12 protein-coding genes are annotated in these 16,456 nt (G+C 71.5%); 7 read left to right on the top strand and 5 right to left on the bottom strand.

The genetic code is table 11. The features are described from left to right. The first annotated feature begins 110 nt into the window (after window positions 1-110). The 3 genes from M8C13_RS28575 to M8C13_RS28565 are packed head-to-tail and all read left to right on the top strand — an operon-like array spanning window position 111 to window position 3,155. Window positions 111-1,823, top strand: a complete 1,713-nt coding sequence (locus tag M8C13_RS28575; RefSeq protein ID WP_252483816.1) for an IlvD/Edd family dehydratase — start codon at window positions 111-113, stop codon at window positions 1,821-1,823. Between the two features lie 13 nt (window positions 1,824-1,836). Then, a complete protein-coding gene (locus M8C13_RS28570) occupies window positions 1,837-2,457 on the top strand; it encodes a bifunctional 4-hydroxy-2-oxoglutarate aldolase/2-dehydro-3-deoxy-phosphogluconate aldolase (protein ID WP_252483815.1) in 621 nt (206 codons plus the stop codon). Beyond that, window positions 2,454-3,155: a FadR/GntR family transcriptional regulator gene (locus M8C13_RS28565; protein WP_252483814.1), complete on the top strand. Its 702-nt coding sequence runs from the start codon at window positions 2,454-2,456 to the stop codon at window positions 3,153-3,155. The genes M8C13_RS28570 and M8C13_RS28565 overlap by 4 nt, the downstream gene beginning before the upstream one ends. Window positions 3,156-3,389: 234 nt before the next feature. On the opposite strand, the gene M8C13_RS28560 is transcribed toward M8C13_RS28565, so the two are convergent. Both M8C13_RS28560 and M8C13_RS28555 read right to left on the bottom strand, forming a co-directional pair. Next, complete coding sequence (locus M8C13_RS28560; RefSeq protein ID WP_252483813.1) at window positions 3,390-3,935, bottom strand: hypothetical protein; 546 nt, start codon at window positions 3,933-3,935, stop codon at window positions 3,390-3,392. A 106-nt stretch (window positions 3,936-4,041) separates the two neighbouring features. Further along, window positions 4,042-5,724: a glycoside hydrolase family 55 protein gene (locus tag M8C13_RS28555; protein ID WP_252483812.1), complete on the bottom strand. Its 1,683-nt coding sequence runs from the start codon at window positions 5,722-5,724 to the stop codon at window positions 4,042-4,044. 187 nt (window positions 5,725-5,911) lie between these two features. On the opposite strand from M8C13_RS28555, the gene M8C13_RS28550 reads away from it, so the two are divergent. From M8C13_RS28550 to M8C13_RS28535, 4 genes are all read left to right on the top strand, one after another. Further along, window positions 5,912-8,602 (top strand): sugar-binding domain-containing protein, encoded by a 2,691-nt coding sequence (locus tag M8C13_RS28550; protein ID WP_252483811.1) that lies wholly within the window; start codon window positions 5,912-5,914, stop codon window positions 8,600-8,602. An 85-nt stretch (window positions 8,603-8,687) separates the two neighbouring features. Continuing rightward, window positions 8,688-11,234: a sugar-binding domain-containing protein gene (locus M8C13_RS28545; RefSeq protein WP_252483810.1), complete on the top strand. Its 2,547-nt coding sequence runs from the start codon at window positions 8,688-8,690 to the stop codon at window positions 11,232-11,234. A 48-nt stretch (window positions 11,235-11,282) separates the two neighbouring features. After that, window positions 11,283-13,163 carry a glycoside hydrolase family 15 protein gene (locus M8C13_RS28540; RefSeq protein WP_252483809.1) on the top strand — a complete coding sequence of 627 codons (1,881 nt, stop codon included), beginning with the start codon at window positions 11,283-11,285 and terminating at the stop codon, window positions 13,161-13,163. After that, the gene (locus M8C13_RS28535; protein WP_252483808.1) at window positions 13,160-14,203 is read left to right on the top strand and encodes a glucose 1-dehydrogenase; all 1,044 of its coding nucleotides are present in this window, start codon (window positions 13,160-13,162) and stop codon (window positions 14,201-14,203) included. The genes M8C13_RS28540 and M8C13_RS28535 overlap by 4 nt, the downstream gene beginning before the upstream one ends. Before the next feature lie 4 nt (window positions 14,204-14,207). Here the strand turns inward: M8C13_RS28535 and M8C13_RS28530 are convergent, their stop codons facing one another. From M8C13_RS28530 to M8C13_RS28520, 3 genes are all read right to left on the bottom strand, one after another. Continuing rightward, a complete protein-coding gene (locus M8C13_RS28530; protein WP_252483807.1) occupies window positions 14,208-14,966 on the bottom strand; it encodes a hypothetical protein in 759 nt (252 codons plus the stop codon). Between the two features lie 89 nt (window positions 14,967-15,055). Continuing rightward, the gene (locus M8C13_RS28525; protein WP_252483806.1) at window positions 15,056-15,760 is read right to left on the bottom strand and encodes a trypsin-like serine protease; all 705 of its coding nucleotides are present in this window, start codon (window positions 15,758-15,760) and stop codon (window positions 15,056-15,058) included. A 4-nt stretch (window positions 15,761-15,764) separates the two neighbouring features. Next, window positions 15,765-16,448, bottom strand: a complete 684-nt coding sequence (locus M8C13_RS28520) for a DUF1986 domain-containing protein (RefSeq protein WP_252483805.1) — start codon at window positions 16,446-16,448, stop codon at window positions 15,765-15,767. Window positions 16,449-16,456 lie beyond the last annotated feature (8 nt).

Genomic DNA, 16,456 nt, shown 5'->3' with positions numbered 1-16,456 from the left:
GCCGAAGGCTAACCCGAACCTCCGACGATCGGATTGTTCCCCTGGACACGCGCCAGCCGACTGCCGCAGAGTGAATGCGCATTAGTAATACTTTTGCCGATAGGAGGGTCATGGCGCTCCGCAGTCACGCCTGGTTCGGCGGCACCGGCAAGAACGGCTTCATCGCGCGGCACAGCCTGCGCGGGCTCGGCTACGGCGGGCAGCACTTCGACGGCCGCCCGGTGGTCGGCATCTGCAACACCTTCTCCGAGCTGACCCCGTGCAACGCGCACCTGCGGCTGCTCGCCGAGGCGGTCAAGCGCGGCGTGCACCAGGCCGGTGGCTTCCCGCTGGAGTTCCCGGCGATGAGCCTCGGCGAGCCGCTGATGCGGCCCAGCACCATGCTCTACCGCAACCTGGCCGCGATGGAGATCGAGGAGCTGATCAGGGCCAACCCGGTGGACGCGGTGGTGCTGCTGACCGGCTGCGACAAGACCACCCCCGCCGCGCTGATGGGCGCGGCCAGCGCCGGGGTGCCGGCGATCGTGCTCACCGGCGGCCCGATGCTCAACGGCAACTACCGGGGGCGCGAGGTCGGCTCCGGCACCGACATCTGGCGGATGACCGAGGAGCTGCGCGCGGGCACGATCACCGAGGCCGAGTTCACCGAGTTCGAGACCTGCCTGAACCGCTCGGTCGGGCACTGCATGACCATGGGCACCGCCTCCACCATGGCCTGTGTCACCGAAGCGCTCGGCATGCAGCTGCCCGGGGCCTCCGGACTGCCCGCGGTGGACGCGCGGCGGGGCACGCTGGCCGAGCAGACCGGGATCAGGGCGGTCGCGCTGGCCACAGACGGCCCGCGACCCGCGGAGATCATGACCAGGAAGGCCTTCGAGAACGCGATCCTGGTCAACGCGGCCATCGGCGGGTCCACCAACGCGGTGCTGCACCTGCTGGCCATCGCCGGCCGCCTCGGCGTGCCGCTGGACCTGGAGGACTTCGACCGGATCGGCGCCCGGCTGCCGCTGCTGGTGGACCTGATGCCTTCGGGGCGGTTCCTGATGGAGCAGTTCGCCTACGCGGGCGGGCTGCCCGCGCTGATCGAGCGGATCCGCGCGCACCTGCACGCCGACGTGGTCACGGTGACCGGTCAGGGCCTGGTGGCCAACTGCGCGGGCGCGGTGGTGCACGACGAGGAGGTGATCCGGCCGCTGGACAACCCGGTGCAGCCCGCGGGCAGCGGGACCGCGGTGCTGCGCGGCAATCTGGCGCCCGGCGGGGCGGTGGTGAAGCAGTCCGCGGCCGAGCCGAGGTTGTTGTCGCACACCGGTCCCGCGCTGGTCTTCGACTCGGTGGAGGACTACCACGCGGTGATCGGCGACCCCGACCTGCCGGTCACCGCGGACACCGTGCTGGTGGTGCGCAACACCGGTCCGGTGGGCTACCCGGGCATGCCGGAGGTGGGCAACCTGGCGCTGCCGCAGAAGCTGCTGGACGCCGGAATCCGTGACCTGGTGCGGATTTCCGACGCCAGGATGAGCGGCACCGCCTTCGGCGCCTGCGTGCTGCACGTGGCCCCGGAGGCCGCGGTCGGCGGGCCGCTGGCGCTGGTCCGCGACGGCGACCTGATCACCGTGGACACCCCGGGCCGCCGCCTGCACCTGCACGTCTCCGACGAGGAGCTGGCGCGGCGCAGGGCCGACTGGCGGCCGCCGGTGAACGGTCCGGACCGGGGTTGGGTGCGGCTGTACCGGGAGCACGTGCAGCAGGCCGATCGAGGGGTGGACCTGGACTTCCTGGTCGGCGCGACGGACTCGAGCCCGCCGCGCGCGGCCTTCTGAGAGGAGATTCTTGTTGTACCGATGGGAAACCATGGCCGCGCTGGCCGGGCAACGGGTGTTCGGCATCGTGCGCGCCGGGGACGCGGCGACGGCCCTGGCCACCGCCGAGGCGATGATCGACGCCGGGCTGCGCACCCTGGAGATCGCGCTCACCACCCCCGGCGGGCTGCGCGTGATCGAGCAGCTGGCGGGCAGGCCGGGCATCACCCTGGGCGCGGGCACCGTGCTGGACGAGGCGAGCGCCCGGTTGGCCACCCTGGCCGGGGCCAGCTTCCTGGTCTCACCCAGCCTGCACCCCGAGGTCATCCGCACCGCGCACCGCTACGGCGCGGCCGCGCTGCCCGGGGTGGCCAGCCCGACCGAGATCGTCACCGCCCTGGAACACGGGGCGGACGCGGTGAAGTTGTTCCCCGCCAGGGGTTTTGGCCCGCGCTGGCTGGCCGACGTGCGTGCCGCGCTGCCGCAGGCGCCGGTGCTGCCGACCGGTGGGGTCGCGCTGGCGGAGGTGCCGGACTGGGTGGCCGCGGGCGCGGTGGCCTGCGGCGTCGGCTCGGCGCTGACCGAGGGCGGCCCGGAACAGGCGGCCGCGCGGGTGCGGAACCTGGTGGCCACGCTCGATGGAGACCGCGGGTGACCCAGCGCGGCCTGCACGGTCAGCTGCTGGAGACGCTCGGCCAGGCCATCACCTCCGGCGCCATCCCCGGCGGCCACGTGCTGCGGATCGAGGAGCTGGCCGCGCGGCACGGGGTGTCCCGGACGGTGGCGCGGGAGGCGGTGCGGGTGCTGGAGGCGATGCGGCTGGTGCACAGCAGGCCCAAGGTCGGCACCACGGTGCGGCCGGGCACCGAGTGGAACCTGTTCGACCCGCAGGTGGTGCGCTGGCGGCTGGCCGGCACCCGGCGCGGGGCGCAGCTGCGCGAGCTCAGCGAGGTGCGCGCGGCGGTGGAACCCGCGGCGGGCGCGCTGGCCGCGCGGACGGCCACCGAGGAACAGCGCGCGGAGCTGCTGGAGCTGGCGGCCGAGCTGTCCCGGCTGGCGGGTCTGGGCGAGGTGGACCGGTTCGTGGAGGTGGACGTGGCCTTCCACCGGCTGGTGCTGACCGCCTCCGGGAACGAGATGTTCGCCCACCTCGGTGACTTCACCGCCGAGGCGCTGCGCGGCCGCAACCGGCTGCACCTGATGCCCGCGGTGCCGGACGCGGTGGCCACCAGGCGGCACGTGGAGGTGGCGCGGGCGATCGCGGAGGCCAAGCCGGAACGGGCGGAGAAGTTGTTGCGCCAGATCGTGGCGAGCGCGGCGGCGGAGGTCGAGTCGCTGCTGGCGCGGAAGTAGCTTCGTGGCCTTGCGATCTTCCCCGTACCCCAAGGCCACGAAGCCAACTGTGTTCCACAAACACCGCCGGTGGTGGGTTGGAAGGAGATCCGAAAACCACCCACCGACGAGTCAAACCTAGCGCGCACGCACACTCCGTGCACGGATGGCACGCCGACTGCACTCCATTGGGGAAGATGATCACCCAGTAGCGGCTGTGGTGATCACAAATTTGCCAGGTTGTTCTCTAGACAATCATCGGTCAAATCGGTCAGGGACCTCGAATCGGGGACCGGGGCCACGCTCGAAACGACCGTCCGGCCGGTCGCCGCCGCCGTACTTGGCGAACTCGTGCCCGTGGCGGTGACCGCCGGGGCCGCCCGCGAAGCCGACCACGCCGCCGCCGACCACCGCGCCGAGCAGGGCGACCGCGACGAGCTGGACGGACTTGCGCTTGGCGAAGCCGCGCAGGCGCTTGGGGCGGGGCGCGGGTGGCGGGCCGGTGGGAGCGGCGGCGGGCTGGGCGGCGGTGGGCTGGCCACCGGGGACGGCGGCGGTGTGCTCGGCCGCAGGCTGGCCCGGAGCAGCCGCGGCGGGCTGCGGCGGGGCTTCGCCGCCGGGCTGGGCGGGGGCTTCCGCGCCGTGCCGCGCTTCCGGCTGGGGCGTGGGCTGCGGTGCTTCGCCCGGCGGGGTGGGCTGGGCCGTGGCCTGCGGTGCGGGGGCTACCGGTTGGGTGGGGGCTTCCGGGGTGGCCGGTTCCTCGGGAGAACCGGCCGCCCTCTTCTCGTTCTCCTCGGACATGTGCGCTCCTCGGTCGGTGTCAGCCACCCGGTTCTGGGTGGCTGACACCGAGGATGCGCGTGCCTGCTGTGCGCAGGCTGTGAGCAACCTGTCGAAAACCAATCGGTCAGCGGCCTCGCCATTTCCGCAGCTCACGCTGGGCGCGGTGCAGGTTCGGCGGGTTCACCGCGGGGTTTCCGTAGGACTCGATCCTGGAGTTGAGCGGGCCGGTGAAGTCCGGTTTGTCGATCTGGCCGAACTCGGTGACCTCGGAGATGCCGACCGTGGCGCTGTACGGGGCCACGTGGTCGATCTTCACGCAGCCCGCCCTGCCGTTGGTGACCGTGACGTTCCAGTGGGTGAACCGGGCCCCGTACAACGGCCCGGCGTTGGCGCTGCCGCCGTGGTTGCCGTCGTTGAACACACTGACCTCGGTGCGCACGTTGGCAAAGGGCAGGCCGCGGTGGGTGTCGAAGGTGCCTGCCTCCATCACGCCCTTGGACCAGACGTTGCCGCAGGAGAGGCCCTCGACGTTGATGCCGTGGTGGCCGGAGCCGGGGGTGGGCGGCTCGGTGAACTTGCCGATGCGGAAGTTCTCCACCAGGTTGTCGTGCGCCTGTTCCCGGCAGGCGTAGGAGTGGTGCTGGCCCCGCCCGGCCACGCTGGTCCTGGACAGGGTGACGCCCTTGGTCGCGACCAGTAGGAAGCCGTTGTCGCTGTCCACCACGGCCACGTCGTCGGCCCAGCAGTCCCAGGCGCACTGGAAGGCCAGGCCGTTGTAGCCCTTGTCCAGCAGGTGCTTGGGCCGGACCGTCTTGACCATGCGGATGGTCAGGCCCTCCACGCCGGCGCCGGTGATCGGCGGGGCGAAGGTGGTCAGCCGGGGCTTCCAGGCCAGCCGGGCGTCCACCGGCAGCGGCTGTTCCAGGGTGACCTGGTTGCCGCGCACCTTGGTGATCCGCACCGGCCACTGGAACGGGCGGTAGGAGAGCAGCTTGTCCTTGTTCGACCACACGTACTCGGCGGTGCCGGGGCCGTCGCCGCACATGTGCCGGAGCAGCCCGTACTCAGCGTCGTCGTCGATCTGCACCAGCACCCGCTGGCCGGCGTGCAGCGCCTTGCTGTCAGCCACGGTGAGGGTGAACCCGCCGCGGGAGGCGGGTGCGGTGACCGTGGTCAGGGTGCGGATGCCCTCGCCCTCGTTGCCCAGCCAGCCTTCCAGCGGCCACTTCTTGGCCTTGATCGCCTCCACCAGCGGCCGGTGCCGGTCCCGGTGGCTGACCCAGACGAGGCCCCCTGCCCAGCTCCAGGCCGAGTTCTCGCTGCCGTAGCGGCTGCGGTTGATGCCGACGATCTCCTCCAGCGACCGGGTGGCGTACAGCGTGGTCCGCCCGCTGCCCTCGCCGCGCAGCACCACGTTGTCGTAGCCGAGCTGGATGATGTTCTCGATCCGGTAGGTGCCGGCGGGCAGCAGCACCGCGCCGCCGCCCCGCCTGCCCACGTCCACGATGGCCGCGTTGATCGCGGCGCTGGCGTCGGCCGAGCCGTCCCGCACCGCGCCGTAGCGCAGCACGTTGGCCCGGACCGGCAGGTTCGGCCACCGCTCACCGGTGCGGTACCCGGCGAAGGAGACGTCCGGGATCTGCGGGTGGTTGTGCGGGTTGCGGACGTACTCCTGCCACAGCTCAGCCCTCGGCGCCCTTCCCTCACCGGTCTCCGCCGCGGCCTGCGCCGAGCCCGCTCCGCTGGTCAGGGCGCAGGCTGCGGCTGCGGCGCCACCGGCGAGGAACGTTCTGCGTTCGATCGTCATCGATCGTCTCCATCTCCCAAACGCGGGCGGCGGTTTGGTTGACGCGCGCAGCTTTACCCGCCGGAGGGCGGGTGGGCAAGTGCGGATTTTCGTTCGTAAGGACCCTTGCCAATGCGGACGTTGACCAGCGAGAGTTGCCCAGGAAAGCCCCATCCAGCCGCCGCCACGTGGTTGCCGGGAGCGCCCCATGACCAGACGTCGTCCCGCGTGGCTGGCGGCAGCCGTCAGCCTCGCCCTCGTCCTACCCGCCCTGCCCGGCCTCGCCACGCCGGAAGCGGCCGCCGGACCGGCCTACCAGCTCGGCGCCACCCCCTCGGCCCCGAGCCGCGCCGCGCAGACCACCACCATCCCGGACTGGCGGTTGCAGTCCTCGGCGGTGGCCACCGGCAGCGGCGCGGCCATCTCCGCGCCCGGCTTCAACGACAGCTCCTGGTACGCGGTGCCCAAGCGGTCCACCGTGCTGGCCGGTCTGATCGCCAACAACAAGTACGGCGACGTCAACTACGGCAACAACCTGCAGAAGGCCAACCGCAACGACTTCCTGGTGCCCTGGTGGTACCGGCGCGCGTTCACCGCGGACCCGGCCCCCGGCACGCACACCTTCCTCAAGCTCAACGGCGGGGTGATCTCCCGCGGCGAGGTCTGGCTCAACGGCACCAAGATCGCGGGCACGGACACCGTGGTCGGCGCCTACCCGACGTACGAGTTCGACGTGACCTCGTTGCTCCGCAAGGGTGACAACGCGCTGGCCATCCGCGCCAGCGCGGCGGACCAGGACCGTGACCTGATCATCCACTTCATCGACTGGGCGCAGCTGCCGCCCGACCGCAACCAGGGCATCTTCCGCGATGTCCAGCTCACCGCCAACGGCGCGGTCTCCCTGCGCGACCTGCGGGTGGACACCGACCTGCCGCTGCCCAGCCTCAACCACGCCGACGTCACGGTGAAGGTCAACGCGCGCAACAACACCGGCGCGCCGGTGACCACCGAGATCAGCGGCACCGCGGGCAACGTGGGCTTCCGGCAGAGCGTCACGCTGGCGGCCAAGGAGACCAAGACGGTCAGCTTCACCCCTGGCAACACCGTGGGCCTGCGCTTCCTCAACCCGCAGGTGTGGTGGCCGTTCCAGATGGGCGGCCAGCCGATGTACGAGGCGGCGCTGTCCGCATCCGTGCACGGCGCGGTGGCCGACACCGCGAAGACCAGCTTCGGCGTGCGCGAGGTCAGCTCCCGGCTGAACAAGGGCGGCCGCGAGTTCTCGGTCAACGGCAAGCCGTTCCTGGTCCGCGGCGGCGGCTGGGCCTCGGACCTGTTCCTGCGCACCGACCTGAAGTACCTGCAGGACCAGGTGAACCTGGTGCGCGGCATGGGCATGAACACCATCCGGCTGGAGGGCAAGCCGGAGAACGACGAGTTCTACGACATGGCCGACCGGGCGGGCATCATGCTGATCACCGGCTGGGAGTGCTGCTCCAAGTGGGAGAAGTACAGCTCCTTCACCGCCGAGGACAACCGGGTCGCCGGCGAGTCGGCCGAGGACGAGGCCAAGCGGATCCGCAACCACCCCAGCCTGCTCGCGTTCATGATCGGCAGTGACGCGGCCCCCGGCGCGGGGCTGGAGAAGATCTACCTGGACGCGCTGAACCGGGCCGAGTGGAAGCTGCCGGTGATCTCCTCGGCCAAGGCGATCAGCTCGCCGCAGTTGGGCAGCCCCGGCATGAAGATGGACGGGCCGTACTGGTGGGAGCCGCCGAACTACTGGTACAACGAGCAGCTCGGCGGGGCCTACGGCTTCGCCTCCGAGATCGGGCCCGGGCCGACCATCCCGGAAATGGACGAGCTGAAGAAGTTCCTGCCGCAGGGCGACATCAACAAGCTCACCGACTACAACGCGACCCAGTACCACCTGTCCCGCTCGGACACCTTCAACAAGCTCACCTTCTGGGGCACCGCGCTGGACAACCGCTACGGCAAACCGGCGAACCCGGCTGACGTGGTGAAGAAGGCCCAGCTGGCCAACTACGAGACCAACCGCGCCCAGTTCGAGGCGTTCGGGCGCGACTGGTCGGATGCGAACAAGCCGGCCACCGGCGTCATCTACTGGATGCTGAACAACGCCTGGCCGACCATGTACTGGCACCTCTACGACTACTACCTGGCCACCGCGGGCTCCTACTTCGGCGCCAAGACCGCGCTGCGGCCGCTGCACGTGCAGTACTCCTACGACGACAAGTCCCTTGCCGTGGTCAACACCGGCCTCAACGACGTGCCGGGGCTGTCGGTGCAGGTGACCGTGTTCAACCTGGACGGCACGGTCAAGGCGGAGGAGACCCGGCCGGTCACGGCCAAGGGCAACGCCTCGGTGCGCGCGGGCAACCTGCCGCAGCCGAGCGGCCTGTCCAGCACCTACTTCACCCGGCTGCTGCTCAAGGACGGCAGCGGCAAGGTGCTGGACCGCAACGTGTACTGGCTGTCCACCAAGGCCGACGGGCTGAACTACGGCGCCTCCACCTGGTACCACACGCCGCAGTCCAGCTACGCCGACCTCAAGGGCCTGAACAACCTGGCCGCGGCGACCGTGAAGTCCACCGCGAAGTCCACTGTGGACGGTGCGAACACGAAGACCACGGTCACGCTCACCAACAACTCCACCGGCAAGCAGGTCGGGTTCTTCCTGCGCGCGAACATCCGCAAGGGCGCGGGCGGACCCGAGGTGCTGCCGACCGACTGGAGCGACAACTACGTCACGCTCTGGCCCGGCGAGACGCTGACCCTCACCGCGACGTACCGCACCGCCGACCTGGGCGGGGCGACCCCGAGCGTGGAGATCAACGGGCACAACGTGGCCAAGCAGGTGCTCTCCGCGCCGATCCGCTAGCCGGCACCGAACCCCGAGGGTAGTCAGGAATTTACTTCGGAAGGAGCCTTGCCGAAAAGGGGCAACCAACGGCAGAGTGCCGGACATGCGCCTGCCGCCACTGGTTCTCGGGATCGCCCTCGCCCTGTGCGCCTCGCTGACCCCGGCCGTGGCCGACCCACTGCCGGATCCGAGACTGACCGTGTCCGGACCAGGCACAACGACCGTGCCGGACTGGCGGATGCAGACCTCGGCCAAGGCCGGCCTGGACGGGTCGGCGATCTCCAGCCCCCGGCACGGCGACCGCGGCTGGCTGACCGTGCCCGCGCGCTCCACCGTGATGGCGGGGCTGATCGCGAACCGGCGCTACCCGGACCTGAACTACTCCACCAACCTGCGGGACGCGGTCAACCCGGCCGACTTCGCGGTGCCCTGGTGGTACCGGCGGGAGTTCCTGGCCTTCCCGCAGCCGGGCAGGCACACCGTGCTGCGACTCAACGGCGGGGTGATCTCGCGCGGGGAGCTGTGGCTCAACGGGGTGCGGCTGGGCGAGACCGCGGGCGCGTACCCGCGCGGCGAGTTCGACCTGACCCCGCTGCTGCGTCCCGGCCGCAACGCGCTGGCCATCAAGGCCATGCCCGCGGACCCGTTCCGCGACTTCACGGTGAGCTTCCTGGACTGGAGCCCGCCCGCGCCGGACAACAACATGGGTATCTGGCGTGATATCAGCCTGGTGACCTCGGGCGCGGTGTCCGTGGCCGATCCCCGGGTGGTCACCGCGCTGGAACCGGATCTCAGCGTGGCCCGGCTGACCGTGAAGACGGCCGTGCGCAACCACTCCGGCCAGCCACAACGCACCACGGTGACCGCGTCAGTCGGCAACGAGCGACTGCGGCAGCAGGTCGAGCTGGCGCCGGGTGAGACCAGGACGGTGACCTTCCCGGAGCTGCGGGTCGACCGGCCGCGGGTGTGGTGGCCCGCGCAGTTCGGCGAGCAGCCGCTGTACCGGCTGACCGTCTCGGCCGGGGACTCCGCCGCGAGCAGCGAGTTCGGCATCCGGGACGTGCGCTCCGAGCTGACCCCGCAGGGCCACCGCAAGTTCTTCGTCAACTTCACGCCGTTCCTGGTGCGCGGCGGCGGCTGGGCCTCGGACCTGTTCCTGCGCGCGCAGCCGGGGCGGCTGGCCGAGGAGCTGCGGCACGTGCGCGACCTCGGGGTGAACACGCTGCGGCTGGAGGGCAAGCAGGAGGACCACGAGCTGCTCGCGCTGGCCGACCGGCTGGGCATCATGCTGCTGCCGGGCTGGGAGTGCTGCACCAAGTGGGAGAAGTACTCGACCTGGACCGAGGAGGACTACCGGATCGCGGGCGCCTCCACCGCGGCCGAGGCGGCCCGGCTGGCCAACCACCCCAGCGTGCTGGGCTTCTTCATCGGCAGTGACAACGCGGCCACCGCCAGGGTCGAGCAGACCTACCTGGACGCGCTGCGGGCCGCCGACTTCACCGCGCCGATCCTGCCCTCGGCCGCGGCCAAGAGCACGCCCCAGCTGGGCAAGTCCGGGATGAAGATGGACGGGCCGTACTGGTGGATCCCGCCGAACTACTGGTACCAGGACAAGCTCGGCGGCGCGGCCGGGTTCGCCTCCGAGGTGGGCTCGGGGCCGATGATCCCGGAGCTGGCCAGCCTGCGGAAGTTCCTCACCGAGCAGGAGATCGAGGACCTCTGGCGAGCACCGACGAAGCCGCACTACCACCTGGCCAAGAAGGAGGTCTTCGCCACGCTGAGCCTGTTCGCGGACGCGCTGGCCAAGCGGTACGGCCAGCCGAAGGACCTGGCCGACTTCCTGCGCAAGGCCCAGCTGGCCAACTACGAGGGCAACCGGGCCCAGTTCGAGGCCTACGGCCGGGACTTCGCCGATCCGGCCAACCCGGCCACCGGCGTCATCTACTGGATGATCAACAACGCCTGGCCCACGCTGTACTGGCACCTGTGGGACCACAACCTGGACGCCGCCGGGTCCTACTTCGGTGCGAAGAAGGCGCTGCGGCCGCTGCACGCGCAGTACTCCTACGACGACCGCTCGGTGGTGCTGGCCAACACCGGGCTCGCCGACGCCCCCGGCCTGACCGTGCGGGCCACCGCGTTCAGCCTGGACGGCCGGGTGCTGACCGACCACTCGGTGCGGGCGACCGCGGCGGCCAACACCTCGGCCAGGGTGCTGACCCTGCCGGAGGTCGGCGTCCAGGGCACCTACCTGGTGCGACTGCTGGTGGCACGCGACGGCGCAGAGCTCGACCGGAATGTCTACTGGCTCTCCGGCACGGCGGACGTGGTGGACTTCACCAAGTCCACCTGGTGGCACACCCCGGTCACCGGTTCGGCCGACCTGACCGGGCTCCAGGACCTGCCGGAGAGCCGGGTCAGCCACACCGCGCGCCGGGTGCCCGGCGGGGTGGAGGTGCGGCTGCGCAACGACTCCGGCACCGTTGCCCTGGCGGTCAAAGCCCAGCTCGACGGGGTGCGCACGCCGGTCCGGTGGTCGGACAACTACGTGACGCTGTGGCCGGGTGAGTCGATGACGCTGCGCGCGGAGTACGACGGGGCCGCCGGTCTGCCGGGCGTTCGGTTGGCTGGGTTCAATCTGGGCCGCTGAACGTGTCCGAGCGGGCGATCGCGCGGATGGACGCCTAACCTCGGTTGAGTGGCCGATCACGAGCTAGCCGTCACCGGTGGACCCGGTCCGATCGAGGACTACGCCCTGCTGTCCGATCTGCGCACCGCGGCACTGGTGAGCAAGACCGGGTCGGTGGACTGGTTGTGCCTGCCCCGGTTCGACTCACCGTCCTGTTTCGCCAGGTTGCTCGGCGACGAGCAGTCCGGGCACTGGCAGATCTCGCCGACCGGGCCGGTGGAACACGTGCACCGGCAGTACCGGGACACCTCGCTGGTGCTGGAGACCGAGTTCCACACCGCGGACGGCGTGGTGCGGCTGGTCGACTCGATGCCGCCGCACGAGAAGAACATGGAGGACGAGCCCGCGCTGGTCCGGGTGCTGGAGGGCGTCTCCGGCGAGGTGGAGGTCCGGCTGCGCTGGGTGATCCGGTTCGCCTACGGGGACTCGGTGCCCTGGGTGCGCCGGACCGAGGCGCACGGCACGGAGTGCATCATCGCGGTGGCCGGCCCGCACACCGTGGTGCTGCGCGGCGACCGGCTGCCCTACCGGGTGGCGGGTGAGCGCGCGCACGAGGCGGTGTTCACCATCGCCGCCGGGCAGCGGCTGGCCTGGATCATGCAGTGGTCCGCCTCCTACGAGTCGGTGGCCGAACCGCTGGACCCGCTGCAGGAGACCCAGGACAGTGAGGACTTCTGGCGGGACTGGGCGGCCAACATCCGCTACGACGGCCCGCACGCCGAGGCGGTGCGCCGCTCGCTGGCCACGCTCAAGGCGCTGACCTTCGCGCCCACCGGCGGCATGGTGGCCGCGCCGACCACCTCGCTGCCGGAGACCCTGGGCGGGGAGCGGAACTGGGACTACCGCTACTGCTGGCTGCGCGACGCCACCTTCACCCTGTTGGCGCTGGACAACTTCGGCTGCTCCGGCGAGGCGGTGGCCTGGCGGAACTGGCTGCTGCGCGCGGTGGCGGGCGACCCGGCGGACGTGCAGATCATGTACGGCATCGACGGCGAGCGGCACCTGATCGAGTGGGAGGCCGACTGGCTGCCCGGCTACCAGGGCGCGAAGCCGGTGCGCATCGGCAACGCCGCGTTCCGGCAGCTCCAGCTGGACGTCTACGGCGAGGTCATGGACGCGCTGCACCTGTCGCGGGAGCGCGGGCTGGGCGAGAGCGCGGAGTCCTGGGCCTTGCAGCGCGGCATGATGCGGCACCTGGAAACCCTGTGGCAGCAACCGGACTCCGGGCTGTGGGAGGTGCGCGGGCCGGACCGGCACTTCACCCATTCCCGGGTGATGGTGTGGGTGGCCTTCGACCGGGCGGTGCGCGCGGTGGAGCAGCACGACCTGCCGGGGCCGGTGGCCCGCTGGCGGGAGCTGCGCGACCAGGTGCACGCCGAGGTGCTGGACAAGGGCTGGAACGCCGAGCTGAACTCCTTCACCCAGTTCTACGGCGGCACCGAGCTGGACGCGGCCACCCTGCTGATCCCCGCGGTGGGCTTCCTGCCCGGCGACGACGAGCGGGTGCGCGGCACGGTGCGCGCGATCGAGCGGGAGCTGAAGAACGGCGACCTGGTCGACCGGTACAGCACCGACGCCGGGAAGTCCGATGTGGACGGTCTGCACGGGCGCGAGGGCTCGTTCCTGGCCTGCTCGTTCTGGTTCGTGGACGCGCTGGCGCTGTCCGGGCGGCGCAACGAGGCGGCCTCCATGTTCGACCGGCTGGTCGCGCTGACCAACGACGTCGGCCTGCTGGCCGAGGAGTACGACGCCGCGCACGGCCGGTTCACCGGCAACTTCCCGCAGGCGTTCAGCCACCTCGCGCTGGTCAACAGCGCCGCGGTGCTCTACGGCGGCCGGACCCGCGAGGCCCGCGACCGCACCGACGGCTTTGACGGGGTGCGCGGATGAAGGCCGCGGTCGGCGTGCCGGGCAAGCCCGAGCTCATCGCCCTGCGCGAACTGCCGGATCCCGTTGCGGGGCCGGGCGAACTGCTGGTCGCCGGGCTGGCCGTGGGGGTCTGCGGCACCGACCGGGAGGTGGTCAACCAGGGCTACGGCGCGCTGCCGCCGGACCGCGAGGAGATGGTGCTCTTCCACGAGTCGCTGGGCCGGGTGCTGACCGCGCCGGAGGGAAGTGGCTTCAGCCCGGGGGACCTGGTGGTCGGCATCGTCCGGCGGCCCGACCCGGAACCGTGCGGGGCCTGCGCGGACGGGCAGTGGGACTTCTGCCGCAACGGCGAGTACACCGAGCGCGGCATCCAGGCCCTGGACGGCTACGGCGCGCAGCTGTGGACGGTGGAGACCGGGTTCGCGGTCCGGCTGGACCCGGCGCTGGGCGAGCTGGGCGTGCTCACCGAGCCGACCTCGGTGGTGGCCAAGGTGTGGGACCAGATCGAGCGGATCGGGCAGCGCGGCTACTTCCGGCCGCGCACCGTGCTGGTCACCGGGGCCGGGCCGATCGGGCTGCTGGCCGCGCTGCTCGGCGTGCAGCGCGGGCTGGACGTGCACGTGGTGGACCGGACCCGCACCGGACCCAAGCCGGAGCTGGTGTTCGGCATGGGTGCCTGGTTCCACGGCGACCTGGCCGAGATCAGCTTCGAGCCGGACATCGTGATCGAGTGCACCGGCGCGCCCGAGGTGGTCTTCGAGGTGCTGCGCCGCACCTCGCGCAACTCCATCACCGTGCTCACCGGCCTCTCCGGCGACGAGGGCGAGCTGCCGCTGCCCGGCGGCGAGATCAACAACGGCATGGTGCTGCGCAACGGGGTCGTGGTGGGCAGCGTGAACGGCAACCTGCGGCACTACCGGCGAGCCGCGGCCGCGCTGGCCGACACCGACCGGAGCTGGCTGGGCGGCCTGATCACCCGGCGGGTGCCGCTGGCGGACTGGACCGCCGCGCTGACCCCGGAGAAGGACGACGTGAAGGTTGTGATCGACCTCCAGGACTGAGCCGCTACTGGAGGCTCAGCCTCCTCGGCTCGCCGCAGTTCTCGGCGGACACCCGGAGGCAGCCCTGCACCTCCACCGGCTCGCCCGGCCGCCACGGGGCCTGCCGGACGAACCTGGTCACCCCGGCCGCGCAGCTCGCCTCCGGGGACCTCACCCGTCCTTGGGCGGCCGAGCCGAACTGGATCCACAGGTCGCCGGGAACCGTGCAGGCCAGCCCCCAGAAGGAGCCGTGCGCGAACAGCTTCGGCGCGCCGGAGGCGTAGGAGATGGCCACGTTGACCCGGCCGTAGACCCTGGTCTTCGGCTGCTCCTTGGAGTCGGCGTGGTCCACGGTCACCGGGACCTGGTTGGTCAGCCAGAAGTGGTCCGCGATGAACACCTGGGTGGTGGCGCAGTGCTCGGTGCCGGCCGCCGCGTTGTCCTTGACGCAGAAGCTGACCCGCAGCGGCGCGTCCGCCACCCAGGTCACCGTCTCGTCGACCGGACTCACGTCGCCGCAGGCCAGGTAGTCCGTGCCGGACCAGGCGCTGACATCCGCGGAGGAGAAGCGGACCTTGGTGACCACCGGGTCGGCCGGCTCGCAGTTGGCGTGCAGCTCGCCCTGCACGTGCGCCTTGCCGTTGCGCAGATCAGCCCTGGTCAGCCTGGCGGTGCCGCGGAAGACCGCGGTGGCGGTCTGGGTGGAGACGTCCGCGGTCAGCTCGGGCAGGGCTGGTCGCGCGTCGGCGGTTCCGGTCGAGGTGGTGAAGATCAGCAGGGCCAAGCCAACCGCAAGCCTTGACGCGCGCATATGTCCGATTTTACCGGATCCGGGTGGCGCCGGGTGCCTGGTCCCGGCGCCACCCGGCTCTTTCAGCCTCCGGTCTGCTGGGCGATCCAGTCCCGATAGGCGGTCACCGCGGTGTACACCGAGGGCGCGGTGGCACAGGTGGTGCTCGTGCTGCCCGCCCGGCTCGCCGCGCCGACGAGCTGCCAGGCCCCGCCGATCGAGCGCAGTTGTGGGCCGCCGGAGTCGCCGTAGCAGGCGCCGGAGTTGCCGTTCGGGTTGCCAGTGCACAACTCCGAACCGTCGATGCCGAGGCAGCGCCTTGCCTCGACCACGCTGGTGTCCAGCTGCTGCAACACCTTCGGCGTGCCGCCGCAGCCCGGCCTGGCGCAGGTCTGGCCCCAGCCGAGCAGCCGGGTGGCGCTACCCACCGGCGCCTCGGCGATGCCGATCGGCCGCTGGCTGACCGGCCGGTCGAGCTGCACCACCGCGATGTCGTAGTACGCGGTGGGTCCCCACCTCGGGTGCGCGACGATCTTGCGCACCCCGGTGAGGGTGCCGCCGCTGCCCGCGTCCCGGCTGCCGATCCGCACCTTGACCTGGCTGGGCCGCTCGTCCTTGACGCAGTGCGCCGCGGTGACCAGCCAGTCCGGTTTGACCAGCGAGGCGCCGCAGAAGTGCGCGCCGTAGCTGGTCTGCAGCGAGGCCATGAACGGGTAGTCCTGGTCCGCCGGGACGCCGCCGACCAGCAGCGGGGTCAGCAGGGCCGCGCTGAGCAGCTGGGTCAGCATCACCTCACACCCCGGAGACCTGGCGGATCCAGTCCCGGACCGCGGGCACGCTGCTGTACTGCTGGGTGCTGCGGCCGTCCGCGGTGGAGGCCACGCCGACCTGGAGGCCGTTGAACATCTGCGGGCCGCCGGAGTCGCCGGACCAGGCGTTGCCGGTGATCCTGGTGGTGCACAGGGCCTGGCCGCCGTAGTAGTCGCGGCAGATTGAACTCTGGCGGACGTCGGCGACCTTGAGCTGGGTGGCCGGCGGCGCGCTCTGGCTGGTCATGCCCCAGCCGTAGATCTGGTTGGTGCTGCCGGTGGCCGGGTTCGCGTCGGCCAGCTTGCTGTACTCGCTGGTCTGCACCGGGCTGGCCAGCCGCAGCAGGGACTGGTCGGCGCGGGTGTGAGAGGTGTAGCTGGCCACCGTGGCCAGCGTGCCCTGGGCGCGGTAGACGTTGCCGACGCGGACGGTGAGGCCGCTGCCCACGCAGTGCTTCGCGGTGAGCACCCAGGTCGGCGCGATGATGGTGCCGGAGCAGGTGAAGGAGCCGTTGCGGTACACCGCGGCCGCCCACGGCGCGGAGGTGACGAACTTGCCGCCGATGATGAACGGGTCCGCGCCGGCCGGGGCGGCGGCGGCCGTCGGGGCGGTGACCACGGCGGCGGCCAGGGCGAGGGTGATCGGGAGCAGGCGGAGCAGGCGCATGGGCACTC

Source organism: Crossiella sp. SN42 (assembly GCF_023897065.1).
Classification (GTDB): domain Bacteria; phylum Actinomycetota; class Actinomycetes; order Mycobacteriales; family Pseudonocardiaceae; genus Crossiella.
The sequence above is the reverse complement of the archived record's forward strand: the minus strand, read 5'-3'. Positions and strand labels throughout refer to the sequence as shown.

Bases quoted from the DNA above. Each gene is read 5' to 3' on its own strand.
- M8C13_RS28575 (WP_252483816.1), top strand. From the start codon at position 111: ATGGCGCTCCGCAGTCACGCCTGGTTCGGCGGCACCGGCAAGAACGGC.
- M8C13_RS28560 (WP_252483813.1), bottom strand. From the start codon at position 3,935: ATGTCCGAGGAGAACGAGAAGAGGGCGGCCGGTTCTCCCGAGGAACCG.
- M8C13_RS28555 (WP_252483812.1), bottom strand. From the start codon at position 5,724: ATGACGATCGAACGCAGAACGTTCCTCGCCGGTGGCGCCGCAGCCGCA.
- M8C13_RS28550 (WP_252483811.1), top strand. From the start codon at position 5,912: ATGACCAGACGTCGTCCCGCGTGGCTGGCGGCAGCCGTCAGCCTCGCC.
- M8C13_RS28545 (WP_252483810.1), top strand. From the start codon at position 8,688: ATGCGCCTGCCGCCACTGGTTCTCGGGATCGCCCTCGCCCTGTGCGCC.
- M8C13_RS28535 (WP_252483808.1), top strand. From the start codon at position 13,160: ATGAAGGCCGCGGTCGGCGTGCCGGGCAAGCCCGAGCTCATCGCCCTG.
- M8C13_RS28525 (WP_252483806.1), bottom strand. From the start codon at position 15,760: ATGCTGACCCAGCTGCTCAGCGCGGCCCTGCTGACCCCGCTGCTGGTC.
- M8C13_RS28520 (WP_252483805.1), bottom strand. From the start codon at position 16,448: ATGCGCCTGCTCCGCCTGCTCCCGATCACCCTCGCCCTGGCCGCCGCC.